Annotated in this window: 19 protein-coding genes; 2 read left to right on the top strand and 17 right to left on the bottom strand. The window is 61.3% G+C overall.

The genetic code is table 11. From position 1 onward, the window contains the following. Positions 1–3 precede the first annotated feature (3 nt). Both FG13_RS19955 and FG13_RS19950 read left to right on the top strand, forming a co-directional pair. A complete protein-coding gene (locus tag FG13_RS19955) occupies positions 4–735 on the top strand; it encodes a hypothetical protein (RefSeq protein WP_035823676.1) in 732 nt (243 codons plus the stop codon). Between the two features lie 46 nt (positions 736–781). Continuing rightward, positions 782–2,047 (top strand): DUF6445 family protein, encoded by a 1,266-nt coding sequence (locus tag FG13_RS19950; protein ID WP_035823674.1) that lies wholly within the window; start codon positions 782–784, stop codon positions 2,045–2,047. A 117-nt stretch (positions 2,048–2,164) separates the two neighbouring features. Here FG13_RS19950 and FG13_RS19945 read toward each other — a convergent pair whose 3' ends face one another. The 17 genes from FG13_RS19945 to FG13_RS19865 form a co-directional block, all read right to left on the bottom strand. Then, the gene (locus FG13_RS19945) at positions 2,165–3,106 is read right to left on the bottom strand and encodes a LysR family transcriptional regulator (RefSeq protein ID WP_035823672.1); all 942 of its coding nucleotides are present in this window, start codon (positions 3,104–3,106) and stop codon (positions 2,165–2,167) included. A 134-nt stretch (positions 3,107–3,240) separates the two neighbouring features. Continuing rightward, positions 3,241–4,215, bottom strand: a complete 975-nt coding sequence (locus FG13_RS19940; protein WP_081922652.1) for a glycoside hydrolase family 43 protein — start codon at positions 4,213–4,215, stop codon at positions 3,241–3,243. A gap of 4 nt (positions 4,216–4,219) precedes the next feature. After that, positions 4,220–5,194: a galactofuranose ABC transporter, permease protein YjfF gene (gene yjfF / locus FG13_RS19935; protein ID WP_035823670.1), complete on the bottom strand. Its 975-nt coding sequence runs from the start codon at positions 5,192–5,194 to the stop codon at positions 4,220–4,222. Beyond that, positions 5,191–6,273: an ABC transporter permease gene (locus FG13_RS19930; RefSeq protein ID WP_035823668.1), complete on the bottom strand. Its 1,083-nt coding sequence runs from the start codon at positions 6,271–6,273 to the stop codon at positions 5,191–5,193. The genes yjfF and FG13_RS19930 overlap by 4 nt, the downstream gene beginning before the upstream one ends. Beyond that, positions 6,270–7,811 (bottom strand): sugar ABC transporter ATP-binding protein, encoded by a 1,542-nt coding sequence (locus tag FG13_RS19925; protein ID WP_051959268.1) that lies wholly within the window; start codon positions 7,809–7,811, stop codon positions 6,270–6,272. Before FG13_RS19925 ends, FG13_RS19930 begins: the two co-directional genes overlap by 4 nt. A 9-nt stretch (positions 7,812–7,820) precedes the next feature. Beyond that, entirely contained in the window at positions 7,821–8,783 is a 963-nt protein-coding gene (locus tag FG13_RS19920) for an ABC transporter substrate-binding protein (protein ID WP_035823666.1), read from the bottom strand. Positions 8,784–8,946: 163 nt separating this feature from the next. Next, positions 8,947–11,304 (bottom strand): glycoside hydrolase family 127 protein, encoded by a 2,358-nt coding sequence (locus FG13_RS19915; RefSeq protein WP_035823664.1) that lies wholly within the window; start codon positions 11,302–11,304, stop codon positions 8,947–8,949. 9 nt (positions 11,305–11,313) lie between these two features. Continuing rightward, positions 11,314–12,339 carry an arabinan endo-1,5-alpha-L-arabinosidase gene (locus FG13_RS19910; protein ID WP_035823662.1) on the bottom strand — a complete coding sequence of 342 codons (1,026 nt, stop codon included), beginning with the start codon at positions 12,337–12,339 and terminating at the stop codon, positions 11,314–11,316. Between the two features lie 65 nt (positions 12,340–12,404). Then, the gene (locus FG13_RS19905) at positions 12,405–13,952 is read right to left on the bottom strand and encodes an alpha-N-arabinofuranosidase (RefSeq protein ID WP_035823657.1); all 1,548 of its coding nucleotides are present in this window, start codon (positions 13,950–13,952) and stop codon (positions 12,405–12,407) included. Between the two features lie 155 nt (positions 13,953–14,107). Beyond that, positions 14,108–14,875 carry an SDR family NAD(P)-dependent oxidoreductase gene (locus FG13_RS19900; protein WP_035823655.1) on the bottom strand — a complete coding sequence of 256 codons (768 nt, stop codon included), beginning with the start codon at positions 14,873–14,875 and terminating at the stop codon, positions 14,108–14,110. A gap of 36 nt (positions 14,876–14,911) precedes the next feature. Beyond that, positions 14,912–16,489 carry an aldehyde dehydrogenase (NADP(+)) gene (locus tag FG13_RS19895; protein ID WP_035823652.1) on the bottom strand — a complete coding sequence of 526 codons (1,578 nt, stop codon included), beginning with the start codon at positions 16,487–16,489 and terminating at the stop codon, positions 14,912–14,914. Continuing rightward, the gene (gene araD1, locus FG13_RS19890; protein ID WP_035823650.1) at positions 16,486–17,478 is read right to left on the bottom strand and encodes an AraD1 family protein; all 993 of its coding nucleotides are present in this window, start codon (positions 17,476–17,478) and stop codon (positions 16,486–16,488) included. The genes FG13_RS19895 and araD1 overlap by 4 nt, the downstream gene beginning before the upstream one ends. Positions 17,479–17,490: 12 nt before the next feature. Continuing rightward, entirely contained in the window at positions 17,491–19,233 is a 1,743-nt protein-coding gene (locus tag FG13_RS19885) for an IlvD/Edd family dehydratase (protein ID WP_035823649.1), read from the bottom strand. Positions 19,234–19,494: 261 nt separating this feature from the next. Continuing rightward, positions 19,495–20,565, bottom strand: a complete 1,071-nt coding sequence (locus FG13_RS19880; protein ID WP_035823647.1) for an aldose epimerase family protein — start codon at positions 20,563–20,565, stop codon at positions 19,495–19,497. Positions 20,566–20,582: 17 nt separating this feature from the next. Continuing rightward, positions 20,583–21,536, bottom strand: coding sequence for a glycoside hydrolase family 43 protein (locus FG13_RS19875; protein WP_035823645.1), 954 nt, complete (start codon positions 21,534–21,536; stop codon positions 20,583–20,585). 24 nt (positions 21,537–21,560) lie between these two features. Further along, entirely contained in the window at positions 21,561–22,913 is a 1,353-nt protein-coding gene (locus tag FG13_RS19870) for an MFS transporter (protein WP_035823644.1), read from the bottom strand. Between the two features lie 109 nt (positions 22,914–23,022). Beyond that, positions 23,023–25,680 carry a TonB-dependent receptor gene (locus tag FG13_RS19865; RefSeq protein WP_035823643.1) on the bottom strand — a complete coding sequence of 886 codons (2,658 nt, stop codon included), beginning with the start codon at positions 25,678–25,680 and terminating at the stop codon, positions 23,023–23,025. Positions 25,681–25,954: the final 274 nt, after the last annotated feature.

The raw sequence follows: 25,954 nt of genomic DNA, 5'->3' as shown, positions 1-25,954 counted from the left end.
ATCATGAACCGTACCCTCCCTGCCCTGCTCGCCATCGCCGTCTTGCTGTCCGCCTGCGGCAAGCCCTCCGACAATGCAACGCCGGCCGCCTCGGCGCCCGCCACCAGCGTGGCCGATATGGCCGCCAAGGCGCAAGTCAAAGCGGCTGCCGCCAGCCTGCCGCAAGCGGACGCTGCCACGCCAGCGTCCAGCTATGTTGACATCACCAGCGGCCACCAGTTGATGTACAGCTACCTCGCCCTGTCCGGCGTGCCGCCCGACTATGCGGCCGTGGCGCAACGCATCTCGCGCGAATATGCGGGCAGCAACGACGCCTTCCGCAAGCAGGAACTGCTCGACGCCCTGAAACCGCAGATCGACGCCAAGGTCAATGAGGCCAAGACGAAGCGCTACCTGCGCTACCAGATCAATGGCCAGGGCGCGCTGTCGCCGTACGCGATGGACAAGGCCGCCTTCCCCGCCAAGTTCGCCGACGCGGGCACGTATTACTACATGTACGACAACGGCGACTACAAGCTGGCGTTCACGAATGGCGACGGTTATTCGCTGCTGAAAGTGGACCAGGAGGCGGCGCGCAAGATCGAGGCGGCGCGCAGCGGCTACAAGGACTTCGCCATCGTCGTGTATGCCTATGCCCAGGAAGCGGACATGGCCAGCAACCAGGTCAAGGCGCAGATCGTCAAGGTGGCGATCAAGCTGAACGGGGAAGAAATTCTCGTCAGCCAGGCACGGTAGAACGGGCTCGGTTACACTGTTCGCCACATTGCATCGGAATAGTGACATGGGCGAACAGACACTGGCGGAACAACATCTGGCAAACGGGCAAGGGCTGCAGCAGCAAGGCAAGCTGATCGAGGCGATCAACGCCTACCAGGCCGCGTATAAACTGAACCCGGCCCTGGCCGAAGCACAACATTTCCAGGGCCTGGCGATGCTGGAGCTGGGCCAGGGCGCCATCGGCCTGGGCCTCATCAAACTGTCGCTCAAGCAACAGCCCGACAACGCCCTGTTCCACTACAACCTCGGTAACGTGCTGCGCGGTACGGACAACGAGGCGGCGCTGGCCAGCTACGCCACGGCAGCGCGGCTGGCGCCGCATGAACATGATTTCGCGATCAGCCATGCCGAATTGCTGATGGGAAAACAGCGGCTGGCGGACACCATCGCCGAACTGGAACGGGCTCACGCCCTGCGTCCGCAGCGCTGGCAAACGCTGCAGGGACTGGCCGAGCTGTATTACCGCACGGGACAGCAGGAACTGGCCTTGCAACGCTACGCGCAAGGCCTGGCGCTGCATCCGGCGCTGGCGCAAACGTGCCGCATCGGCTTTGCCAGCCCCGGCACGGAAAACACGGAGCGGCTGACCAAGCCCGACGTGCCGGCAAGCCTGCACGACTTCCTGCGCGAAACGGATTTGCACATCCTCGACGATTTCCTGCCCGATCCCGCCGCCTGGCGCGCGCAGGCGCTGGCGTTGCCGTTCGAACAGCAGCGCTATGCGGGGCAAAACTATCCGGGCAGCCAGACGGCGGGCCAGCCCAGCCAGGCCATCATGGAGCGCATCGCCACGACGCTGGGCCGCCCCATCCGTTTCATCTCGCCCGACAACGGCTCGTATCGCCTCAGCTATGCGGACGCGATGGCGCGCACGGATATCCACGTGGACAATGAGACGGGCAACAATTTCAATTTCTATGCGGGCGTGCTGTATCTGAATCCACCCGAGCAGTGCCAGGGCGGCACCACCTTCTGGCGCCACCAGCCCAGCGGCTGGTACCGGAGGTTGCCCGAGGCAGACGTGAAAGCGGGCGGCTACGCCAGCTTCAAGGATTTCCAGAAACGCTGGCTGCCGAACAGCAAAGTGCAGAAATTCAACGATTTACAGGAACAGCGCGACAGTTGGCAAGCCCTGCTGGAAGTGCCGATGCGCCACAACCGATTGATCGTGTACAAGGGACACTACTTTCACTCGATCAGCAATGTGTTTGGCGATACGCCGGAGAATGGGCGATTGGTGCAGCTGTTTTTCTTTGAGATGCCCGATTGAGCATGTTGCACGGATTTTGTCGGATTACGCCCTGCGGGCTAATCCGACCTACCTGTCACCGTGCCATGTGTAGGTCGGATTAGCGGAACGCGTAATCCGACAACACCAGCACAGCACTCAATACATATCCGCCGCCGTCGCCCGCACAGCTTTCAACAGCATATCCGCCCCCGGCGACAGCAAATGATCCTGCTGGCGGATGATGCCGAACGCATCCATCTTGCACGGCAACTCGATGGGCAAGATGCTCAGCACGTTCAGCGATTCGTAGTAATGCGCCACTTCCGTCGGCATCACGTGCAGGGAATCCGTTTGCTGCAGCAAGGACGTGATCAGGAGCAAGGCGGTGGTGTCGACCACGTCGACGGGCGGTTCCAGGCTGGCTCGGCGGAACATCATGTCGAAGCGGTGGCGCAGGATGCTGCCTTGCGGTGGCAAGATCCACGGCTGGCCCGCCAAATCCTTCAATTGCAGATTCTTGCGCGACAGCAGCGGATGGCCATTGCGCGCCACGGCGCTGGCCGGCTCTTCCGTCAATTCCTCGTAGATGAGTCCCGCGCTGCTTTCCTTTTCCAGGATGCGCCCGATCATGAAGTCGAGGGTGCCGTGCTGCAGCATGTCCATCAAGGTATTGCTGTGCTCCAGATGCACGCCGATGCGCATCAACGGTGCCTGCTGCTTGATGCGGGCAATCGCGCGCGGCAGCAAGGCCATGGCCGGCGTCATGATGACCCCCACTTCCACCTGACCCGTCAGGCCTGATTTGAGCGCGACGATGTCGTCATGCGCCAGCGACAAGCTCGTCAAGGCCATGCGCGCGTGCCGTATCATCGTCTCGCCGTAGATGGTCGGCTCCATGCCGCGCGGTAGCCTGTCGAACAGGCGCACGTCCAGCATCTCTTCCAGGTCCTTGATTTGCTTGGACGCGGCCGGCTGCGTCATGTGCAATTCTTCCGCCGCGCGGTGGATGTTGCGCTGCTCGTCAAGGGCGATCAACAGCAGCAATTGCCGCGTCTTCAGGCGGGCTCGCAAGAACCAGTTGGGGTTGAGGGTATCCATGAATAAATCATATCATGATCGATATCGGATACTGATGGATATCGATATTGTTGATATCGGTGTGTCTCCTTTTTTACAATTCAAAAACCCAAGAGCAAAGGCTGGGGTCAGACCCGGCGGGTCTGACCCCGGTACTAACCTGCCTTGCAGGCGGTGCTCGGGTTGGCGGCCGGGCCAGCCGTTTGATGGATGAATTCGATGGTGCCGTCCGGCTTGTATTTCAGCTCTTCCACGGCCACGGAACGCCGGTATTCTCCGCCGCCGGGCAACTTGTCGTTGTGATAGAAGATGTAGGACTTGCCGTTGAATTCGATGATGGCCTGGTGAATGGTTTTCACGACGGCATTCTTGTCCATGATGGTGCCGCGGAAATGCCAGGGACCGGTGGGCGTCGGTCCCGTCGAATACGCCGTCTCCTCGGGGAAATTGCGCGAATACGACAAATAATACGTACCGGCATGCTTGTGCATATAGGCCGCTTCCGTGAACGCATCCATGCCGAAGGTCAGAATCGGGCCGTCCAGCTCCGTCATGTTGGCTTTGAGCTTGGCGTATTTCAAGACCGTGTTGCCCCAGTAAATGTAGGCCTGGCCATCCGTATCGATGAAGACGGCCGGGTCGATATCGTCCCAGGGAATGGCCGTCTGCTTCGTCATGTCGTTCGTGATCAGGGCGCTGCCGCGCGCGTCGACGAACGGGCCCGTCGGGCTGTCGGACACGGCCACGCCGATGGCTTTGCCGGGGATTGTTTTATGGTCGACAGTCGAATAGAAATAGTATTTATTGCCGCGCTTGACGATGTCGCCGGCCCAGGCATCTTTGCCGGCCCACGCGAAGGTGGAAAAGCGCACGGGCGAGCCATGATCCGTCCAGTTCGCCATGTCGCACGAGGAATACACGCGCCACTCGTGCATGCGGTAATCCGTATCCGTGGCGCTCGCTTCATCGTGGCCCACGTACAAATACACCCTGCCATTGTCGACCAGCGCGGCCGGGTCGCCCGTGTAGATGTTTTTCACGATGGGGTTGGCAGCCTGCGCGCCGAATGGGGCGCAGGCGAGCGCCGCCGCCATGCCGATGGCTGCGGCAAGTTTATTCTTTTGAAACATGGTATTAACTCCGATTGGTATTCTTCTGGCCCATGGCCATCAGTCTTTGCACGACGCAAAAGACGAACAGCAAGCCGCCGATGACGATCTTGGTCCACCACGAGCTGAGCGTGCCGTCGAAGGCGATCAGGGTCTGGATGGTGCCCAGCACCAGCACGCCCGACAGCGCGCCCGCCACATAGCCGTAGCCGCCGCTGAGCAGGGTGCCGCCGATGACGACGGCGGCAATCGCGTCCAGTTCCGTGCCTTGCGCATGCAAGCCATAGCCAGACAGCATGTAAAACGAAAACAGCACGCCGCCCAGCGCGGCGCAAAAGCCGCTGAAGGCGTAAATGAACACCTTGGTGCGGCCCACGGGCAGCCCCATCATCAAGGCCGACTGTTCATTGCCGCCGATCGCATACACGGCGCGGCCGAATGGCGTGGCATGCGCCAGCCAGATGGCCAGCAGCAACGTGATCACGGCAATCACGACGCCGGGTGAGACAAAACCGCCGAGAAATTGCAATTGCGTCTGCGACATGGCCACGAACAACGGGTCATCGATGGTGATGGAATTGATGCTGATCAAATAGCACAGTCCGCGCGCCAGAAACATGCCGGCCAGGGTGACGATGAAGGGCTGCAATTTGAAGTAATGGATCAGCGCACCCATGCTGGCGCCAAATACCGTGCCCAGCGCCAGCACGGTGACGATCACCAGCAGCGGCGGCCAGTGCGCCACGTTGAGCAGCCAGGCGGCGATCATGGTCGACAGGGCCAGCACGGAACCGACGGACAAATCGATGCCGCCGGAGACGATCACGAAAGTCATGCCGACGGCGATCACCAGCAAAAAGGCGTTATCGATCAACAGGTTAAAGATCACTTGCGTCGACAGCAGGCCCGGATAGGCGGCGCCGCCCAGGCCCAGCATCACCACCAGCAGCAGGACCGTGACGAGCGAGGTGAAATACGGGGTGTGCAGCAAACCCTTCATGCTTTTCTCCGATGCAGCAATTGCTTGAATTCCGACGATTGCGACAGGCAGACGAGGAAGACGACGACCGACTTGACGACCATGTTGACTTCCGGCGGCACGCCCAGCGAATAGATCGTGTAGGTCAGGGTCTGGATGATGAGCGCGCCTATCATGCTGCCCACGAGGCTGAACTTGCCGCCGGCCAGCGAGGTGCCGCCCAGCGTGACTGCCAGGATGGCGTCGAGTTCCAGCATCAGGCCCGCGTTATTGGCGTCGGCGCTCTTGATGTTCGAGCTGATCATCAGGCCCGACAGGCCCGCGCAGGCGGCGCAAAAGACGTAGACGAAAAAGATCAGCGTCGCCGTCTTGATGCCGGCCAAGCGCGCGGCGACGGGGTTGATGCCGACGGCCTGGATGAACAGGCCCAGGGCCGTCTTGCGCATCAGCACGGCCGTGATGATGAACACGGCAGCGACGAGGAACAGCGAGAACGGCAAGCCGAACAGATAGCCGCTGCCGATGAAAAAGTACGGCTGGTAGTAGACGGTGACGATCTGGCCATCCGTCAGCAATTGCGCCAGGCCACGCCCCGCCACCATCAGGATCAGGGTCGCGACGATGGGCTGCAAACCCAGGCCCGCCACCAGCACGCCATTCCAGGCGCCGCACAGCAAAGCCGCGCCCAGGGCCGCGGCCAGGGCCCAGCCCATGGGAATGTTGCTGACATAGGTCGGCACGCCGTTGTCCATCACCATAGTGCCGCCGATCAGCATGGCGGCCACCGTGCCGGACAGGGCCACGACGGCGCCCACGGAAATATCGATGCCGCGCGTGGCGATCACCAGGGTCATGCCCAGCGCCGCCAGCATCAGGGGTGCGGCGCGGTTGACGATGTCGATCACGCTGCCGTACAGGTGGCCGTCGCGGATTTCCAAGTGAAAAAAGCCGGGGATGGCAAAGAAATCGACCAGCAGCAGCAAGAACAGCGCGGCCAGAGGCCGGCTCAGGGGGTGATGCAAGACACTGTGCAACATGGAAGCATTCGTAAGGGAAGCCGCACGCGCCAGTGGCGCGTTCGATGGCGTGGATAAACTCATGTGGCGTCTCCGGCGATCACTTGCAGCACGGAACTGTCGTCGAGCTCGCCGCGCGCATAGTCGCCGCAGGCTTTGCGGTCGCGCATGACCAGGATACGGTCGCTGCAGCGCAGCACTTCCGGCAATTCCGACGAGATGAACAGAATCGCCATGCCCTTGCGGCAGAGTTTGCTCACATAGCTCATGATTTCCTGCTTGGCGCGCACGTCGATGCCGCGCGTCGGTTCGTCCAGAATCAGCATGGCCGGCGAGGTCACCAGCCAGCGCGCCAGCAAGGCTTTCTGTTGATTGCCGCCCGACAAGCTGCCAATCGGCGTTTCGATGCTGGCCGTCTTGATGCCGAGCGCCTTGACGTACTCGTCGGCCAGCGCCTGCTGGCGTTTGAACGGGATGGCGCGCAGCAAGCCCGTGCGGGCCTGCAAGGCCAAGATGATGTTTTCGCGCACGGACAGCGACAAAATCGCGCCCTCGTGCTTGCGGTCTTCCGAGCAAAAGCCGATATCCTGGGCGATCGCATCGCGCGGCACGTTGAACTGGCGTATCTTGCCTTGCATGACGATGCTGCCGGAGTCGGCCTTGTCGGCGCCGAACAGCAAACGCGCCAGTTCCGTGCGGCCCGAACCGAGCAAGCCGGCCAGGCCCAGCAATTCACCCTGGCGTATCTGGAAATCCATGGGCAGCAAGGCGCCCTTGCGGCCCAGTCCCTGCGCTTCAAGCACAGTCGGACCAAAGCTGGCGGCGCCCGCTTCTTGCGCCAGATCCAGCGCCTGTTCCTGCGTGTCGGCCGCCACGCCGATCATTTTATTCACCAGCGCCAGGCGCGACAGTTCGCTGCACGCATACTCTCCCTCGCGCTCGCCATTGCGCATGACGGTGATGCGGTCGGAAATGGCGTAGGTCTGGTCGAGGAAGTGGGTCACAAACAGAATCGCCATGCCCTGCTCGCGCAGGCGGCGCAGCACGGAAAACAGCAGATTGACTTCCGCCTCGTCCAGGCTGGACGTGGGTTCGTCGAGGATCAGCACGCGGGCCGAAATGTTCAGCGCGCGCGAAATGGCCACCATTTGCTGGATGGCCAGCGGAAAGCTGGACAATTGCGCCGTGACATCGATATCGATCTGCAACTGCTGCAGCAAGGCACGCGCCTGTTGCTGCATGGAACGCCAATCGATGGCCCCGAAGCGGCGCGGATAGCGGCCGATAAAGATGTTTTCCGCCACCGACAGGTTCGGGCACAGATTAACTTCCTGGTACACGGTGCTGATGCCGAGCAACTGCGCATCCGAGGTGGATGCGGGGGCGATGGGCTTGCCATCGAGCAGAATCTGGCCGCTGTCGGGCGTGTAGACACCCGTCAGCACCTTGATCAGCGTCGATTTCCCGGCGCCATTTTGTCCCATCAGGGTGTGCACTTCGCCCGGATACAGGCGCAGGGCAACGTCGCTGAGAGCTTTGACGCCAGGAAAGGATTTGCTGATGCCGCGCAACTCCAGCAAGGGAGCTGGCGCGGCATTGTGTTGCGCTTGCGTATTCATCATGCGGCAAGCTTAGTACTTACGGTTCGGGAATTCCTTGGCGGCCACCTCGGCAGGGAACACGCCTTCCACCGTCGTGATGCGCGCTGGCACGGGTTTACCGGCCACGACGTCGCGGGCAATCGACATCAGTTGCGGGCCCAGCAGCGGGCTGCACTCGACGGTGACGTTCAGCTTGCCAGCGATCATGGCTTCGAACGCGCCTTTGACGCCATCGATCGAGATGATGATGATGTCCTTGCCCGGTTTCATGCCCGCTTCTTCGATGGCCTGGATGGCGCCGATGGCCATGTCGTCATTGTGCGCATACAACACGTTGATCTTCTTGCCCTCGGCCTTCAGGAACGCTTCCATCACTTCCTTGCCCTTGGCGCGTGTAAAGTCGCCCGTTTGCGAACGGATGATCTTCAGCTTCGGGTTCTTGCCGATGACTTCCTGGAAACCTTCCTTGCGGTCGATGGCTGGCGCCGAACCGACCGTGCCTTGCAGCTCGACGATGTTCAGTTGCGCGTCCGGGGTTTTCTTGGCGTGCTCGAGCAGCCATTGGCCGGCGCGGCGGCCCTCTTCCACGAAATCGGAACCGATAAAGGTCACGTACAGCGATTTGTCGGCCACGTTGACGGCGCGGTCCGTCAGGATGACGGGAATCTTGGCAGCCTTGGCTTCGCGCAAGACGGTATCCCAACCGGACTCAACGACCGGCGAGAAGGCGATCACGTCGACCTTTTGCGCGATGAACGAGCGCAGCGCCTTGACCTGGTTTTCCTGCTTTTGCTGCGCATCGGCAAATTTCAAGGTGACGCCATCTTTCTTGGCCGCATCCTTGATGGAGACGGTATTGGCGGTGCGCCATTCGCTTTCGGCGCCCACCTGCGAAAAGCCCATGACGAGGGGCTTGGCGGCAAAAGCGGAAGAAGTAGCGGACAGTGCGAGCAGCATGGCGCTGGCGAGGAGTGTGCGGCGTGTCAATTTCATTCTTGTCTCCAGTTTTTTTTGGAATACCATCACAGCCGGATGCCGGATGGGCGGTTTTTTATGAACCCATGGTAGGAGAAAGCAACATAGCCATCCAATCAATTCTTTTTCGCTTGCGATACCGATTTGCGTATCGGTAGAACAAGCAAAGTCGCCTCTTCCCTCAGCGCAGCAGGCGCAAGCCGTACAAGCCGCCCGCCACGGAATCCTTGCCGGCGACAAATTTCACGGTCAATTTGCCCTTGGCGGCCGCTACCAACGCCGCAGGCACGGCAATATCGACCGTATGCAGCTCTTGCGGCGCATCGGCCGCCACGGCGACTGCGTCAACCTTGACCCCGTTGAGCAAGACGTCGAAGACGCGGCCCGCATCCAGGGTGGACAGGGTCAGGCGCAATATCTTCGCTTCGGCTTGCGGGTCGCTCAGTTCATAGCTGAACCAGCCTGTGGCATGGCGCCAATGCCTGCCCTTGTTGACACCGTTTTCTCCACCTTCGGCCTGGAAGAAATGATCGGATTCCGGCTGCTGTTGTCCCGGCGCCACCTGGTCGATGGTTTGCGCATCGAGCGCCAGCCGCTGCGCTTCGGCTTGCCGTGTGGTTTCCTGCAGCTGCGCCAGCCTGGCCGGCGTGGACACGGGCCAGTACAGCATGTAGCGAGAGTCATGCAGGCGGAAGAACGGGATCAGTTTGATCTTCGCCGCATCCTTGCCCTGGATCAGCCCGGGCGCCGTAAACGTCAGCGGCTGGCCCTTCACGGGTTTGATCTTGTGCATGAACTCTTTTGTGTCGCTGACGAACAGCGGTGACGATTCCAGCGGACACACTTGCCCCTGCGCGATATGGCCCATGCGCGAGTCGTCGGCAAAATAGTTCAAGGCTTCGTTGGCGAACGGCTGCGTCCTGGCCGCCAGCACGATGGGGCCATGCAGCACGGCATAGTAATTCGACTGGTCCGGCATCTGTTCCAGACGCGTCGTCATGGGTAGCGTGACATCGACGGAGTCGCCGGACTTCCAGGCGCGCGTGATGGTCACATAGTCGCCCGGTGCGCCGTTCACACGCAGGGCCTTGCCATTGAGTTTGACGCGCAGCTTGCCCTTGGCTACCCACTGGGGATAGCGTATCTTCATGCTGAAGGTTTTATTTCCCTGCACTTTGATGCGCGTCGTGTCCTGGTCGGGAAACCGGGTCGATTGCACGATCTTGACGCCCCGCTCTGCCCAGTCCAGGGTGGACGCCATGAACAGGTTCACGTACAGGGCGTCGCCGTCATGCGCATAGATGAACTCGCCATACTTGGCCTGGCTTTCGATGCCGGAACCCACGCAGCACCACATGCCCTTGTCCACTTGCGAATATACGCGGTAGTGGTTCGGGCGCATGGGCGTGAAATACACGAAGCCGCCCGTGCCCGGGCGCTGCGACGACAGGATATGGTTGTACAGGGCGCGCTCGTAGTAATCCGCGTAGCGCACTTGCTCGTCACGCTTGAACAATTGCTCGGTGAGCTTGAGCATATTGTAGGTATTGCAGGTTTCCGGCCCTTCGACCTCTTCCACCATCGACGAAAAATCGTGTTCGTCGTGGAAATGCTCCTTGACGCTATTGCCGCCGATGGCCACCGTGCGCTTGTCGTGCACGGTTTGCCAAAAGAATTGCGCCGCCTGCTGCCAGTCGTGCCGGCCCGTCAGCGCACCGATGCGCTCGAAACCGATCACCTTTGGAATTTGCGTATTCGCATGCAAGCCCGTCAGCTTGTCCTGTTGCTCCACCAGCGGCTGCAATACCGCCTGGTGCGAGAAGCGCACGGCCAGGTCCAAGTAGCGCTGTTCGCCCGTCATCGCGTAGACGTCGGCCAGCACTTCGTTCATGCCGCCGTGCTCGGCGCGCAGCATGGCTTGCATCTGTGCGTCGCTCAAGGACCCCGACAGTTTCACGGCCCAGTCCGACAAGGCGATCAGCATGGCTTTCGCTTCAAGATTGCCAGCGTAGCGATAGGCGTCGCGCAAGCCCGCAAACACCTTGTGCAGGTTGTACCACGGCACCCATTTACCGTTGACGGAGAAGGTGTCCGCCTGCAACTCTCCCTTGGCGATAGCTTGCCAGGCCGCATTGCCATCGGGGATGCCGCCCAGATAACCATTGCCATTGGCGTCCTGGCATTTTTTCAGTTCCGCCACCACATAGTTCAGGCGTTCGCGCGCCTGCGCGTCGCCCGTGGACGCCACCATCAGCGCCAGCGCGGACACATAATGCCCGCCCATGTGACCATCGAGCCCTGTCGATTCCCAGTTGCCATAGCTGGGCTGCACCTGCGGCAAGCCCGCCTCGCGGCGAAACGGCGCCAGCAATTTTTCCGGTTCGAAGGCCAGCAGATAGTGCAAGTCCGTCGTTTGCGCGTCGAGGAATGGCCCCGCTTTCAAGCGCACGGACGAGAGGGGAAACAGCTCGGCTGCCTGCAGGACAGGCGTGGCAAGGCCGCTGGCGGCCAGCGCCAGCGTCAACAAGGTCTTGTGCATGGCGCGCCCTTAGGGTTTTGCGGCCGGCAATTGGCGGCTTTGATAGCGGTTCAAGTCGCGCGCATCGACCTGCGGCCAGCCATCCTTGTCCCACGTCATCGGCAGGATCTTGAGCTTCTGCAAATAATTGTCCGCCGTCTCATACGCGTGCAGCACCAGGTAATCCTTGCCGTCAAAGCTGTAGGCGCTGTTGTGGCCCAGGCCTTGCCAATCCTTGTCGCCTTTCAGCAGCACCGTGCCGCCGCCCTGCGCCATGTCGCGGCCATCCTTGTCCAGATACGGACCCGTCACGCTCTTGGACCGTCCCACGGCCAGGTGATAGGTGCTTTTTTCCTTCTGGCAGCACAAGCCCCAGGAAACGAAGAGGAAGTAATCGCTGCCGCGCTGGAAGATGAAGGGCGCCTCGATTTCCTCGGGCGCGGGCTTGAATTCGCCAGCCCTTGGCGGCAGCGGCACGCGGCGCGCGAGGGAGTGCCACTCTTGCGGTTCCGCAATGCGGGTCCAGTCTTTGTTGAGTTTCACCAGCTTGATGCCGTTCCAGAACGAGCCGAACGACATCCATGGCGTGCCCTTGGCATCGGTGATGATGTTCGAGTCGATGGCGTTCCACTCGTCGCGCTCGGGCACGGATTGCAGCAGCATGCCCTGGTCGACCCAGCGGTAATCGGGCGAGCGGGGGTTCAAGGTCGTGTTCACGGTCACGCCGATGCCGGACGTATTCTTGCCGAAACCGGACACCGAGTAATACAGGTAATATTTTCCGTCGTGAAATTGCACGTCGGGCGCCCAGATATGGTCGTCAAAGCTGGGGGCAGCTGTTTTTGCCCACGTGGGCTGGCCCGCGAAGACGCGCCCTTCCGGCTGCCAGTCGACCATGTTTTTCGAACTGTAAAAGGTGATGCCGGGACCTGTGCTGTACAAATAATACGTGTCGCCTTCCTTGGCCATCACGGGGTCGTGCACGCTGACCTGGGCCGCCTGGACGGAGCTGAAGGCAAGCATGGCCGCCAAGGCCATCGTTATCGAAAATCGCATCGTGTTCTCCACATGACCAGCCGGCCCGTCATGCGGGCCGGCTGGATACATCAACATCGGCAGGTTTATTCGACCGCCACCACCACAACGGCCTTGGCGGGCACCGACACGGTCAGCTTGCCGCCTTGCGCCTTGGCATTGAACGCCACCGGCTGCACGGCTTGCGGTTGCGCAAAGCTGTTGACGGCGTCCATCTTGCCTGCGGTCAGCACGCGGCCCGTCACGCTGGCCACTTGCTTGCCCGCCAGCGCCACGCTCACGTCGACGGCCTTGTGCGGGTTCGTGTTGACCAGCGACAGATACACCTTGCCATCCTTGGCGCGCGCGGCCGAGGCGCTCACTTCCGGAATGCTGACCTTGCCCAGGCTGTATTTGCCATTACCCTGGATGGCGACCGGCAGCGAGGTGGCGTCCTGGAAGGGCACATACATTTCAAACGCGTGATACGTGGGCGTGAGGAAATATTTGTCCTTGTCCGTGATGATCATCGCCTGCAGCACGTTGACCATTTGCGCGATATTCGTCATGCGCACGCGGTCCGCGTGGGCATGGAAAATATTGAAGTTCAGGGCGGCGACGAGCGCGTCGCGCAAGCTGTTTTGCTGGAACAAAAAGCCCGTGTTGGTGCCCGGCTCGACGTCGTACCAGGTGCCCCATTCATCGACGTACAAGCCCGTCTTTTTCGAGGGGTCGTTCTTGTCGATGGCGGCGATATTGTTCTTAATCAAGCTATCGATGCGCAAGGTGCGGCTCAGGGTGGAAATCCACTCATTTTCGCCAAAACCCGTGGCCGCGCCCTTCTTTTCCCACACGCCGGTCGGCACCGTGTAGTAGTGGAAACTGATGGCGTCCATCATGTTCGGCTTGATTTCGCGGCTCAGGGTGCTGGACCAGCTGATGTCGTCGTCATTGCCGCCGCTGGCGATGAATTTCGGGCGCGCGCTTTCCGGCGTTTTCATGAAGGTGTGATAGTGCTTGTACAGGTCGGCATAGTACTGCGGGCGCATATTGCCGCCGCAACCCCAGGCTTCATTGCCGATGCCAAAGTAATCGACTTTATACGGCTGGGCGCGGCCATTCTTGCGGCGCAGCTCGGCCAGGGTCGATTTGCTGTCCGAGGTCATGTATTCGAGCCATTCGGACATTTCCTGCGGCGTGCCGGAACCGAGGTTGCCGTTGATGTAGGTCTGCGCACCCAAGAGTTCGGCCAGGTCGAAGAATTCATGCGTGCCGACGGCGTTCGATTCTTCCACGCCGCCCCAGTTGGTGTTGACCTTGGTCGGACGCTGGGCGCGCGCGCCGATGCCGTCCTTCCAGTGGTATTCATCGGCAAAACAGCCGCCCGGCCAGCGCACCAGGGGCACGTGCAACTGTTTCAGCGCGCCCAGCACGTCATTGCGCCAGCCTTTGGTATTCGGAATGCTGGACTCCGGCCCCACCCACATGCCTTCATAGATACCGGTACCCAGATGCTCGGCGAACTGGCCGTACACGTTCTTGTTGATCACGGAACCGGGCTTGGCCACGTCGATGGTGACGCTGACGGGCGCGGCAAAGGCGCTGCCGGCCATGGCCAGGCTGAGGGCCACGATGCTGGTATGGATGAATTTCATGCTGTCTCCTGTTTTTGAGTGAAAAGCAAGGGCCGGGATCAACCCGGCGATGGAATGGCGAGGCCTCTCCTGCCGCGGGGTTGGGGCGGCAAGAGGGTATTTCTAGATCGGAGGTGCCGGTCAGTCCCGGCGCGGATTGAACGATGCGCTAAGGCTTAGATCCAGCCGGCATCCACAATGAATTCCTGGGAGGAACACATAGCACCATCGTCCGAGGCAAGGAACAGCACCATGGCGGCGATGTCCTGTGGCATCAGCTTGCTTGGCAAGCATTGGCTTTTCTTGATTTCCACTTCGGCCGCGTCGTCGACCCACAGGTCGATCTGGCGCTGCGTCATGACCCAGCCCGGTGTGACGGTGTTGACGCGGATATTGTGGGCGCCATAATCGCGCGCCAGGCCCCGCGTGAGGCCCACGACGGCCGCCTTGGTGGTGGCATACACAGGGTAGCCGCCCGACTTCATGTGCCAGGAAATCGAGCTGACGTTGATGATGGAACCGCCACCCTTGCGCTTCATGCCCTCGAAAACGGCCTGGCAGGTGAAGAACATGGGACGTTGATTGATCGCAATGCGCTCATTCCAGTATTCCAGGGTGACGTCCTGCGCCTGGTGGCGCTGGTCGTTGGCGGCATTGTTGACGAGGATATCGAAGTCGCCCAGCTTGTCGGCCAGTTCGGCCATGACGGCTTGCAAGGAGGGAATATCCGTGATGTCGCAATGGCGGAACAATGGCGCCGTCAGGCCCGCTTCAGCCAGGCGGCGGCACAGGGCCTCGCTCGCTTCTACGGCGATATCGACAAACGCCACCAGCGCGCCCTGGGCGGCAAACTCCGCCACCAAAGATTCGCCGATGCCGCTGCCGCCACCCGTGATGAACACGCGCTTGCCCTGCAAGCTGCCATATTTCGCCAATTGCTTCATTCTCGTCTCCGCCTGTGTATTTTTATTTTTTGATGATTAAAGTTTGCCCAGCACGCCATCGTGACGGCGCCAAATCCCCAGCGGATTATCGTCGTGCAGCGACTCTGGCAGCAAGTCTTGCGGCAGGTTCTGGTAGGACACAGGACGCAGGAAACGGTTGATGGCCGCCGTACCGACCGAGGTGCTGCGGCCGTCCGAGGTGGCAGGGAACGGTCCGCCGTGCACCATGGCCGTCGACACTTCCACGCCCGTCGGGAAACCGTTGGCCAGGATGCGGCCCACGCGGCGTTCCAGCACGGGCAGCAAACGACGCGCATCTGCCACGTCACCGGCATCGAGCTGCAAGGTGGCCGTCAGCTGGCCTTCCAGGCTTTCCGTGATCGCCAACAATTGCTCGATGTCGCGGCAGGCGACCAGCAGCGAGGCCGGGCCGAAGACTTCGTCGCGCAGATCGTGCTTGGCCAAAAACGCCTCGCCCGAAGTGACGAACAGGGCGGCGGCGCCCTTGCCTTCGTCGCCCGTGTTTTGCACCAGCGGCGTCACATCGGCATGCTGCGCCAAGGCGGCAACGCCCTTGGCATAGCTGCTGGCGATACCGGCCGTCAACATGGTGGCGGCCGGCGCCGGCGCCAGCGCTTCGGCGGCAGCGGCGGCAAAGGCCGTAAAGTCAGCGCCTTCCAGGCCCAGCACGAGGCCCGGATTGGTGCAGAACTGGCCCACGCCCATGGTCAGCGAGGCGGCAAAACCGCTGGCGATCGCCGCGCCACGGGCGGCCAGCGCTTGCGGCAGCACGAACACAGGGTTGATGCTGCTCATTTCCGCATACACGGGAATTGGCTGTGGACGTTCCGCCGCCACCTTCATCAGGGCGATGCCGCCCGAACGCGAACCCGTAAAACCGACGGCCTGGATGGCGGGATGGGCGACCAGGGCCTGGCCGATGCCATTGCCCGTGCCCGTCAGCAAGGCGAACACGCCGGCCGGCAGCTTGCAGATGGCAATCGCTTTCACGATGGCGCGCGCCACCAGCTCCGACGTGCCCGGATGGGCCGAGTGGGCTTTCAGCACGACAGGGCAGCCGGCAGCCAGGGCCGAGGCCGTATCGCCACCGGCCACCGAGAAGGCCAGCGGGAAGTTACTGGCCGCAAACACGGCGACGGGGCCGAGGCCGATCATGCGCAAGCGCAAGTCAGGACGCGGTGGCGTGCGGTCAGGCAGCGGGCTGTCGATGCGCGCATCGGTCCAGGATCCTTCGCGCAGCAAGCCGGCGAACAGTTTCAATTGACCCACCGTGCGGCCACGTTCGCCTTCCAGGCGTGCGCGCGGCAAGCCGCTTTCCGTCATGGCGCGCACGATCAGGTCGTCGCCCAGTTCGCCGATTTGCGCGGCGATGGTGTCGAGAAAATCGGCGCGCTGCGCATCCGTGGTGGCGCGGAACGGGTCGAATGCGGCTTGCGCCAGGCGGCATGCCTCGTCGATTTGCGCTACGTCAACCATGTGGAAGGCGGGCGCGATGTGCGCGCGCGCGGCCGGGTCCCACGCTTCGAAGGAGCCGCCATTGCCCTTGACGGCGACGCCGCCGATCAATGCATCACCGGTGATATTGAAACTCATAATGTGCTCACTTTCGCAAATTCGGTTGGGAAGACATCGAGGCGGTTGCGCAAGGCAGGGCCAAAGGCCGGCGCTTCGATTTCAAAGGTTTCGCCCGGCGCCACGCTCACGCCATCGGCAAAGCTTAACGTTGCCGTGCCGAAGAAGTGCACGTGCACGTCGCCAGGGCGCTTGAACAGCGGATACTTGAAGTGATGGTGTTCCAGGTTGGCAATCGTGTGCGACATATTCTCTTCGCCGCTGACAAATGCCTTTTCCCAGCGCACATTGCCAGCCGCGTCCAGCACGCGCGAGGCGCCGGCGATATGCGCGGGCAATTCGCCCACCAGCAGGGCCGGGCCCACGCTGCAGGCGCGCAGTTTCGAGTGGGCCAGGTACAGATAGTTCTGGCGCTCCGTGATGTGGTCCGAGAATTCATTGCCGATGGCGTAGCCGACCCGGTAGGGCTGGCCGTCATCGCCGATCACGTACAGGCCGGCGATTTCCGGCTCTTCGCCGCCATCGAGGGCAAAGTCCGGCATGCGCAGCGGCTGGCCGCCGGCGCGCACGATGGAGCCGTCGCCTTTATAGAACCATTCGGGCTGGGCGCCGGCCGTGCCGTCAGCCGGCTTGCCGCCTTCCACGCCCAGGCGGAACATTTTCATCGAGTCGCTCAGCGACTCCGCATCGCCGCCTATCTTCTTGTGCATGGCGTCGCGCGCGCCGGCGCTGCCCAGGTGCGTCAGGCCCGTGCCCGTCACGTAGCAGTGTGCTTCATCGGCGTGGTCGAGCGGCGGCAGCACGCGGCCGGCAGCGGCCACTTCGGCATAGGAATGCGTGGTGTTGCCAACGGTGGCATTGACCAGGTCCGCCAGACTGACCTTTTTGCGGATGGCGTCTTGCGCCAGCGCATACGTCGTGTTGTAGCCTTCGATGACGCGGATGACGTCGTCTTGCAGCAGGCCGACGAGGCGCCCGCCGTGTTCATTCGTAAATTGCAGCAACAGCATGGGATTCTCCGCTTAATGTGAGTGGCGCGGCACGGCGGAACCGCGATTGCCGACCAGGAAGTCGAAATCGCAGCCTTCATCGGCTTGCAACACGTGTTCGATGTACAGCTGCTGGTAGCCGCTCTTCGGCCCGGGCGCGCTGCCCAGTTCGCGCTTCGCCAGGCGCTCGGCGATTTCCGCGTCGCTGATGTCGATGTTCAGGCTGCCGTTGTGGCAATCGAGGGCGATCATGTCGCCATCCCTGACGATGCCCAGCGGGCCGCCGGCCATGGCTTCCGGCGCCACGTGCAGGACGACGGTGCCGTAGGCCGTGCCGCTCATGCGCGCATCCGAGATGCGCACCATGTCGGTAATGCCTTGCGCCAGCAGTTTCGGCGGCAAGCCCATGTTGCCCACTTCGGCCATGCCGGGATAGCCTTTCGGGCCGCAATTTTTCATGACCAGCACGGAGTTCGCATCGACATCCAGATCCGGATCAACGATGCGCGCCTTGTAATGTTCAAAGTCTTCGAACACGACGGCCTTGCCGCGGTGCTGCATCAGATGTGGCGAAGCGGCCGACGGTTTCAGCACGGCGCCGCGTGGCGCCAGGTTACCGCGCAGCACGCAGATACCGCCATCGGCCAGCAATGGGTTGTCCAGCGTGCGTACCACCTCGTCGTTGTAGATCGGCGCTTCGACGCAGTTGTCCCACAGCGACTTGCCGTTGACAGTCAGCGCATTCTTGTGCGGCAACAAATCGCCCTCGCCCAGGCGGCGTATCACGGCCGGCAAGCCGCCCGCGTAGTAAAACTCTTCCATCAGGAAACGGCCCGACGGCAGCAAGTCGACGATGGTCGGCGTGCCGCGGCCTACCTTGGTCCAGTCTTCCAGCTCCAAAGGCACGCCAATGCGGCCGGCAATCGCTTTCAGGTGGATCACGGCATTGGTCGAACCGCCGATGGCGGCATTGACCTTGATGGCGTTTTCAAACGCTTCGCGCGTCAGCACTTTCGACAGGCGCAGGTCTTCGTGCACCATCTCGACAATGCGGATGCCCGACATGTGCGCCAGCACGTAGCGGCGCGAATCGACAGCGGGAATGGCCGCGTTGTGCGGCAGCGAGGTACCCAGCGCTTCAGCCATGCTGGCCATCGTCGAGGCCGTGCCCATGGTGTTGCAGGTGCCTGCCGAGCGCGACATGCCCGATTCGGCCGACATGAACTGGTGCAGGGTGATCGATCCCGCCTTCATCTGCTCGTGCAACTGCCACACGGCGGTGCCGGAACCGATGTCCTTGCCATTGAGTTTGCCGTTCAGCATGGGGCCGCCGCTGACGACGATGGTCGGGATGTCGACGCTGGCAGCACCCATCAGCAGCGCTGGCGTGGTCTTGTCGCAGCCGACCAGCAGCACGACGGCGTCCATCGGGTTGCCGCGGATCGATTCTTCCACGTCCATCGAGGCCAGGTTGCGCGTCAGCATGGCCGTCGGGCGCAAATTCGATTCGCCATTCGAGAAGACAGGGAATTCCACTGGGAAACCTCCCGCTTCCAGGATGCCGCGCTTGACGTGTTCGGCCAATTGGCGGAAATGCGCGTTGCAAGGGGTCAGTTCGGACCAGGTATTGCAGATGCCGATGATGGGCTTGCCATGAAATTCGTGGTCAGGTATGCCCTGGTTTTTCATCCAGCTGCGGTACATGAAGCCATTCTTGTCCTGCGAGCCGAACCACTCGGCAGAGCGCAGGGCAACCTTCTTTTTTGTCTCAGACATGCCATTCTCCTGGTTGTGCCATGCCGGATCTAAGGTCGTCGGCCCGGGCAGCGATGTTGGAATACTAAAGAATCCTGCCATGCCTTTCCAATCAATTTTTAATGCGTTCCGATATCGAAAACGATATCAGCAGGTCCCAATGAAAACGCCCTGCGAGCGCGTGGCGGCAGGGCGTGGAAGGTTTTCAGTCCGCGTTACCCCAGCAAAGGCCGGGGTCGTACCCTAAGGGTACGACCCCAGATTTCGTTTGGGGTTAAACGATTATTCTGCGGAAAACCGATATACCGTTTCCGTCTGATACACCTGACCCGGGCGCAAAATGGTGCTGGGGAAGTGCGGCTGATTCGGCGAATCCGGAAAATGCTGGGTTTCCAGGCATAGCGCGCTGCGATAACTGTTGGCGCACAGCTTGCCGGGCTGGCTGCCATCGAGGAAATTGCCCGAATAAAACTGGACACCGGGCTCCTGCGTGTACACCTGCATCACCCTGCCCGATTGCGGATCGCGCACGGTGGCGGCCAGGCTCAGCCCGTCATCTGCCTGATTATTGAGCACAAAGTTATGGTCGTAGCCGCAGCCGATGCGCAGTTGTTCATGCGGCAGGGCGATGTTGTCGCCGATGACGGTGCTCTGGCGCAAGTCGAACGGCGTGCCGGACACGTCCGCCAGTTCGCCCGTGGGTATCGACCCCGCGTCCACGGGCAGGTAGCGGTCGGCGTTGATGGACAACTCGTGGCCAAGGATAGTGCCCTGCCCCGCCAGATTGAAATAGCTGTGGTTGGTCAGGTTGATCGGCGTGGCCTGGTCCGTCACGGCGTGGTAACGCAAGCTCAGCGCATTGTCGTTGTCCAGTTCGTACACGACGGTGACGTCCAGCTTGCCCGGATAACCGTCTTCGCCGTGCGGGCTGCTGCGCGTGAATGTCACGCCGACGGCATCGTCCCGGGTGAACGGCTCGGCTTGCCACATGACCTGGTGAAAGCCCTGGTTTCCACCATGCAAGTGATTCGGCGCATTATTGACGGCCAACTGGTAATCCTTGCCGTCGAGGCTAAAACGTCCCTCGGCGATGCGGTTGCCGTAGCGGCCGATGACGGCGCCCAGGAAAGCGCCGTTGGCCAGATACGGCTCGATGCGCTCGAAACCGAGCACCACGTCGGCAAAGCTGCCATCGCGGTCAGGCACGTGAATTTCACTGATGATGGCGCCAAAGTCGAGCACCTTGACTTGCATGCCCTGGCGGTTCGTCAGGGTAAATACGCTGACGGGCTGGCCATCGGGCAGGATGCCAAACGGCGCTTGCGTCACTGAAACAGAGTCAACTGGGGTCATGGCGTCGGATCCAGGGTTTACAGGGTCGATGAACGGCCAAACACGGGCATGCCTTGCGCATCCCAGCGCAGCGGTTTGACAAACGTGTGGCGGTCCGGGTTCCACAAAGGGTCGCCAACGATTTCCGTGTAGGTGCGGGCATGGTACACCAGCAATACGCCATCGCCGTCGCCATCGCCGGCCGTGGTGAAACTGTTATGGCCGGGGCCATAGATGCCGTGCTCGTAGCAGGTGGCAAACACGGGCTCGGGCGACTTGGTCCACGCCGCTGGATCGAGCAAGTCGGCGGACTCGTCGGCCCACAGCAAGCCCATCGCGTAGTTTTCATCAGTGGCGCTGGCCGAATAGCTGATGAATATCTTGCCGTTGCGCTTTAGCACGGATGGCCCCTCGTTGACCCAGAAGCCGCGGATTTCCCAGTCGAATTCAGGTTTGCTCAGCATCACGGGCGGGCCGGCCAGCTGCCACGGCGTGGCCATCGGCGCGATGTACAGGTTCGAGTTGCCCTCGATGGCCACATCTTTCTGCGCCCACAGGTAGTACAGCACGCCGTCGTGCTCGAACGTGGTGGCGTCCAGGCAGAAAGTGTCGATGCCCGTGTCGACCTGGCCCATGAATTCCCACTCGCCCTCAAGCGGATTGGCATTCGTATTGCGGATCGCATACATACGGTGCTGAAACAACTTATGTTTGATCTCGCGGCTCGGCGCGGCGGCGAAATACACATACCAGGCGCCCTGGTTGAAGTGCAATTCCGGCGCCCACACCAGCTCGCTGTACGGCCCCGTCTCCGGCTTGTGCCACACGTCGACCGTTTGCGCGCCGGCCAGGCCGGCGATGCTGTCGGCACGGCGCAGTTCGATGCGGTCGTACTGGGGCACGGAGGCCGTAAAGTAATAGTAACCGTCGCTGTGACGGTAGATATGCGGGTCGGCGCGCTGTTCGATCAGCGGTTTCAAGATGTCAGCCATATTGCTTGCTCCATTCAATTATTCTTAGGCGGCCACGTAGCCGCGCTTGTGCATTTCCGACTTCACGCCGCTGTAGTATGTATCGCTGATGCGGTATTTGAACATCAGCAAGCCCATCAGCAAGTGGAAGAAGCCGGGGATGACCGACAGCATCAGGGCGATGCCGTTCAGGGCGAATTGCGTTTGCTCATGGTTGGGCTGGTAGTCGAAATACGCCAGCAGCATGCCGACCAAAAAGCCGGCGACCGCCATGCCGGCCTTCTGGCACACGGAGATGCCGCCAAAGGCGAAGCCGGAGACGCGCTTGCCCGTTTTCACTTGGCCATAGTCGATGGTCTCGGCGATGGCCGACCAGAACACGGGCGCATGCAAGTCGACCACAAAGGACAGCAGGAAATACAGGGCGAAGGCCAGCACGGTGTCGCTCGGTGTGACGAAGAAATAGATCGCCAGGCTGATCAGCGCGACGCCGATCTGCGTGTAGCGGAACAATTTTACCTTGCAATAAAACTTGGTGATCCAGGTCGAGGCGATCATCGCCAGGATGGCGGCCACCACGCCCGTGGTCAGAAAAGCGGCCACGGTTTCCGTGCTGCCACCCAAGTAATATTTCGCATAATAAATGGCGACGGAGCCGCGCACCACGTAGCCCACCGTGCCCGTGACGCACACGCCGCACAGCACCAGCCACTGGTCGTTCTGCAGCAGCACCTTCAATTGCGCCAGCAGCGATTGCTTCTCCACCACATGCACGACGCGCTCGGTGGTGGTGAAATAGCAGAACAGGAACAGGGCCACGCCCATCACCGCCATCACGGCCATGGCGGCCTGGTAGCCGACGGCCGGGTTGCCACCGCCCCAGCGCTGCGACAGGATCGGCACGACGATGGTCACCATGAAGGCGCCGATCTTGGCGAAGAACAAGCGGTAGCCATTGGCCGACAGGCGCTCATGCGGGTCGCTGGTCAGGCCGCTGATCAGCGAGATATAGGGAATGCCCACGCCGGCCGTCATGATGGTCATCAGGATATACGTGGAATATGCCCAGATCAGCTTGGCGTCATAGCCCCATTCCGGCGTGGTGAAGACGAAAAACACGCTAATGCCGAAGGGCACGGCCAGCCACAGCAGGTATGGGCGGTAGCGGCCCGAGGCGAAGCTGTAGCGGTCGGTGATCTGCCCCATGACGAGGTCGGCGATGGCGCCCACCACTTTCACGGCCACGAACAGCAGGGCCAGGTCGCTGGTTTTCAAGCCATAGATATCGGTATAGAAAAAGGTGATGATCAACATCATCGACGAGATGACGACATTGAGCGCCATGTCGCCGGCGCCGAAGCCGACCTTTTCAACGGTAGATAATTTTTGCGTCTCCATGCTTTCCGTCCATTCTTTTTATGATGAATCGTGCGTGACTGCCCAACTGACACGGGCGTTGCCGGCCGAAACCATGGCAACGCCCTTAATTTTTTACGATGCGATCAAGCTACATCTTCCAGCGCAGTGATACGCCAACTGTCCGGTCATAGCGGCGCGTATCGCGCGCATACACGCCCGGCTCGTTCCAGTAATCCTTGAACTTGGTGTCGAGCAAGTTATTCCCATCGAGGGTCACGGTGAACTGGTCGTTGATCTTGTACGACAGCGAACCGTCGAGCTGGGCCGTGGCCGCCACTTTCAAGTCCAGGCCAGGGCCGCCCTGGTTGTAGCTGTCGATGAATTTCGAGCGCCAGTTGTAGGCCAGGCGGCCCGACCAGGCGTCTTTTTCGTACAGCACGACCAGGTTGTAGGCATAGCGCGACACGCCCGTGATGGCATGGCTGCCCGTCTCGTCATCGGTAGTGCCGCTCATGTAGGTGCCGTTCGCTTGCAAGCCCAAGCCGCTCAACAGGCCCGGCAAGCCGTCATAAAACTGCTGGTAGCCAATTTCCAGGCCTTGCAGCTTGCCGGCGGCCGTGTTGTACGGGCGATCCACGTCATAGGTCTTGCCGGCGATGGTTTCGCTGGAAATGCGTTGCTGGATGTAGCCGTCGAATTTGTGGTGGAACACGGTGGCCGTCACGGAACCGGCTGGCGCGAAATACCATTCCAGCGCCGCGTCAACATTGTCGCCCGTCACCGGTTTCAAGTTCGGATTGCCGCCCGCGCCCGTCGCCTTCACCGTTTCCGTCGAGTTGACCAGAGCCACGCCAGGGTTCAGCTGGGAAAAGCCCGGACGGCTGATGGTGCGGCCCGCAGCGAAGCGGCCGACCAGGTCCGAACGCAGCTTGATTTTCAGAGCCACGCTCGGCAGCACGTCGGTGCTGGCCGTGTCGCTGATGACGGGCGTGTAGACGTCATCTTGCGAACTGTTGCCTTGCAAGCTTTGCTCGGTGCGCACGACGCGCACGCCCAGGGTGCCGTCGACGGGGTAGGCGCCCAGCTTGAAGGCGACCTTCGCCTTGGTATAGATGGAATACGTCTTTTCCGTATCCTTGAAGAAGGAGCCCGGATCCATGGCGCGCGCCGCACTGCTGCCCGTGACGGCTTCGCGGATGGTGCCCGTGTTATTGAGCAGGAAGCTGGCGCACGGCGTGTACCATTGCTTCAAGCCATAGTCGGGGCCGCCGCTGGACATCGGTTCCGACAGGCAATTCAAACCGGGAATCGACGTCACGCTCTGGCGGCTGAACGGAAACGCGGCGCCGGACACGTCCGGTGCTTCCGCATTGCCCTCGAAACTCTTGATCGATTCGGCTTCGCGCTTCACGCCGCGCAAGCCGACGCTGATTTCCTTGAAGATGCCGCCGGCACTCGGCGTGTACGCCAGGTCGGCGCGCACATCGTTCGAGCTGCCCTGATCCCGGCCGTAGCGGTCGAAAAAGCCCTTCAGATAGTAATTCGACGGGTCTTGCAAATCGACGCCCGTGTAGTCGACATGCAAGGTGCCGTTCTGATTGGTATTGATGCGGGCATTCGGCACGACGGTAATCGCATCGAGAATCGGGTTGCGCCAGGCATAGGTGCTTTTGGTGCTGGCCACTTCCGACGTGAAACGCCATTCCGGGTTGATATCCCACAAGCCACCCACGGCAAACTGATGCGTCTTCGTCTGGTTCTTGTTCGCCTGCGTCGACATGATGGTGTTGACATTGGTGGACGTGAGCGTTTGCAGCTGGTCGGTGCCGGGAATTTTTGTTGCCGACACGGGCGTGCCCCACCACGGCAAGCCGACGAAGTAATCGGACTCGGCATCGAGCAGGAAGCGCGTGGCCATGCCTTCCGCATACAGTTCGACGTCGGCGTCCGGGCGCCATTGCAGCACGGCATTGGCGGTCGTGCGGCGGCGGTCGCCCTTGATCGGGAGCAAGCCCACCTGGTCCGGCCCCGTCAAACCGGGCGCCAGGAAACTTTTATCCACGGGCGCCGTATTGAATGCGCGCTCTTCATGGTAGCGGTGCTGCTGTTGCGACAAGCCCAGCAGCGCGCCCACTTCGCCAATACCCGTCTTCCAGCGGTTCGACAGCATGCCGCTGATGTTCGGGTCGGTGGCTTTCGATTTATCGCTGTAGACGGCGCGCGTATTCACGCTGGCCGTGAAATCCTTGAAGTCGAACGGGCGATTCGTGCGCACGTCGATGATGCCGGCCACGCCGCCTTCGACCTGGTCCGCGCCCTGCGACTTATAGACGTCCACGCGCTGCAGCATCGTGGCGGGAATGTCGGCCAGATTGACGTAGCGGCCCGTGGTGGTGAACAGTTCGCGGCCATTGAGCAGGGTCGTGACATCGCGCAAGCCGCGGATCATGACGGCGCTCGCCTCGCCCGAATCGCGGCGGATCTGGATGCCGGAAATGCGCGCCAGGGTTTCGGCCACGTTGTTGTCAGGGAATTTGCCGATATCATCGGCCACGATGGAATCGATGACCTGGTCCGAGCGCATCTTGATCTGCTGGGAATTCTGGGCCGAGCGGCGCACGCCGCTGACGGTCACGACCGACACTTCCGCAGCCGGCTCGGCACTGGCATCGGCAGCCACCGCCTCCTGCGCCCACACTGAAGCCGTGCTCAGCAAGCCAATACCGGCCAGTGCCGCAACGGCTGCCTTCAAAGTGAATGGACGAGGGGAAGTGGCCGCGAGCGGGCCGGTGGCGTTGCGCATCATGAATCTCCAGATATTGTATTGATATTTTTTGTATCGCTTGCATGTCGTTCGCATGCTCGGCGTTTATCTTAGGGGCTGGGCGATAATCTCTCCAATCAATTTTTCCACTGTTTCGATATCAATTTTGATATCGGCGCTGGAAGGACTTTGGAGGTTGTAAAGCGACAACGGCAGGGGCGTCAGGGATGTTTCAGGCAGGATCATGCCTGAAAAAAAAGCCGTACAGGCTTCAGAAAAACGCAGGCATGTATTTCAAGGGTAGCAGCGGAGCGGT

The sequence above is a fragment of the Janthinobacterium sp. RA13 genome (assembly GCF_000745325.1).
In the GTDB taxonomy this organism is placed as follows: Bacteria; Pseudomonadota; Gammaproteobacteria; order Burkholderiales; family Burkholderiaceae_D; genus Janthinobacterium; species Janthinobacterium rivuli.
This window is presented reverse-complemented; position numbering and strand designations above follow the sequence as displayed.

Excerpts from the sequence above, each read along its gene's own strand:
- araD1 (WP_035823650.1), bottom strand. The coding sequence starts at position 17,478 with ATGCTGTTGCTGCAATTTACGAATGAACACGGCGGGCGCCTCGTCGGC.
- FG13_RS19895 (WP_035823652.1), bottom strand. The coding sequence starts at position 16,489 with ATGAGTTTCAATATCACCGGTGATGCATTGATCGGCGGCGTCGCCGTC.
- FG13_RS19885 (WP_035823649.1), bottom strand. The coding sequence starts at position 19,233 with ATGTCTGAGACAAAAAAGAAGGTTGCCCTGCGCTCTGCCGAGTGGTTC.
- FG13_RS19920 (WP_035823666.1), bottom strand. The coding sequence starts at position 8,783 with ATGAAATTGACACGCCGCACACTCCTCGCCAGCGCCATGCTGCTCGCA.
- FG13_RS19865 (WP_035823643.1), bottom strand. The coding sequence starts at position 25,680 with ATGATGCGCAACGCCACCGGCCCGCTCGCGGCCACTTCCCCTCGTCCA.
- FG13_RS19875 (WP_035823645.1), bottom strand. The coding sequence starts at position 21,536 with ATGGCTGACATCTTGAAACCGCTGATCGAACAGCGCGCCGACCCGCAT.
- FG13_RS19940 (WP_081922652.1), bottom strand. The coding sequence starts at position 4,215 with ATGTTTCAAAAGAATAAACTTGCCGCAGCCATCGGCATGGCGGCGGCG.
- FG13_RS19955 (WP_035823676.1), top strand. The coding sequence starts at position 4 with ATGAACCGTACCCTCCCTGCCCTGCTCGCCATCGCCGTCTTGCTGTCC.
- FG13_RS19910 (WP_035823662.1), bottom strand. The coding sequence starts at position 12,339 with ATGCGATTTTCGATAACGATGGCCTTGGCGGCCATGCTTGCCTTCAGC.
- FG13_RS19945 (WP_035823672.1), bottom strand. The coding sequence starts at position 3,106 with ATGGATACCCTCAACCCCAACTGGTTCTTGCGAGCCCGCCTGAAGACG.
- FG13_RS19880 (WP_035823647.1), bottom strand. The coding sequence starts at position 20,565 with ATGACCCCAGTTGACTCTGTTTCAGTGACGCAAGCGCCGTTTGGCATC.
- FG13_RS19870 (WP_035823644.1), bottom strand. The coding sequence starts at position 22,913 with ATGGAGACGCAAAAATTATCTACCGTTGAAAAGGTCGGCTTCGGCGCC.
- FG13_RS19930 (WP_035823668.1), bottom strand. The coding sequence starts at position 6,273 with ATGAGTTTATCCACGCCATCGAACGCGCCACTGGCGCGTGCGGCTTCC.
- FG13_RS19950 (WP_035823674.1), top strand. The coding sequence starts at position 782 with ATGGGCGAACAGACACTGGCGGAACAACATCTGGCAAACGGGCAAGGG.
- FG13_RS19925 (WP_051959268.1), bottom strand. The coding sequence starts at position 7,811 with ATGATGAATACGCAAGCGCAACACAATGCCGCGCCAGCTCCCTTGCTG.
- yjfF (WP_035823670.1), bottom strand. The coding sequence starts at position 5,194 with ATGAAGGGTTTGCTGCACACCCCGTATTTCACCTCGCTCGTCACGGTC.
- FG13_RS19900 (WP_035823655.1), bottom strand. The coding sequence starts at position 14,875 with ATGAAGCAATTGGCGAAATATGGCAGCTTGCAGGGCAAGCGCGTGTTC.
- FG13_RS19905 (WP_035823657.1), bottom strand. The coding sequence starts at position 13,952 with ATGAAATTCATCCATACCAGCATCGTGGCCCTCAGCCTGGCCATGGCC.
- FG13_RS19915 (WP_035823664.1), bottom strand. The coding sequence starts at position 11,304 with ATGCACAAGACCTTGTTGACGCTGGCGCTGGCCGCCAGCGGCCTTGCC.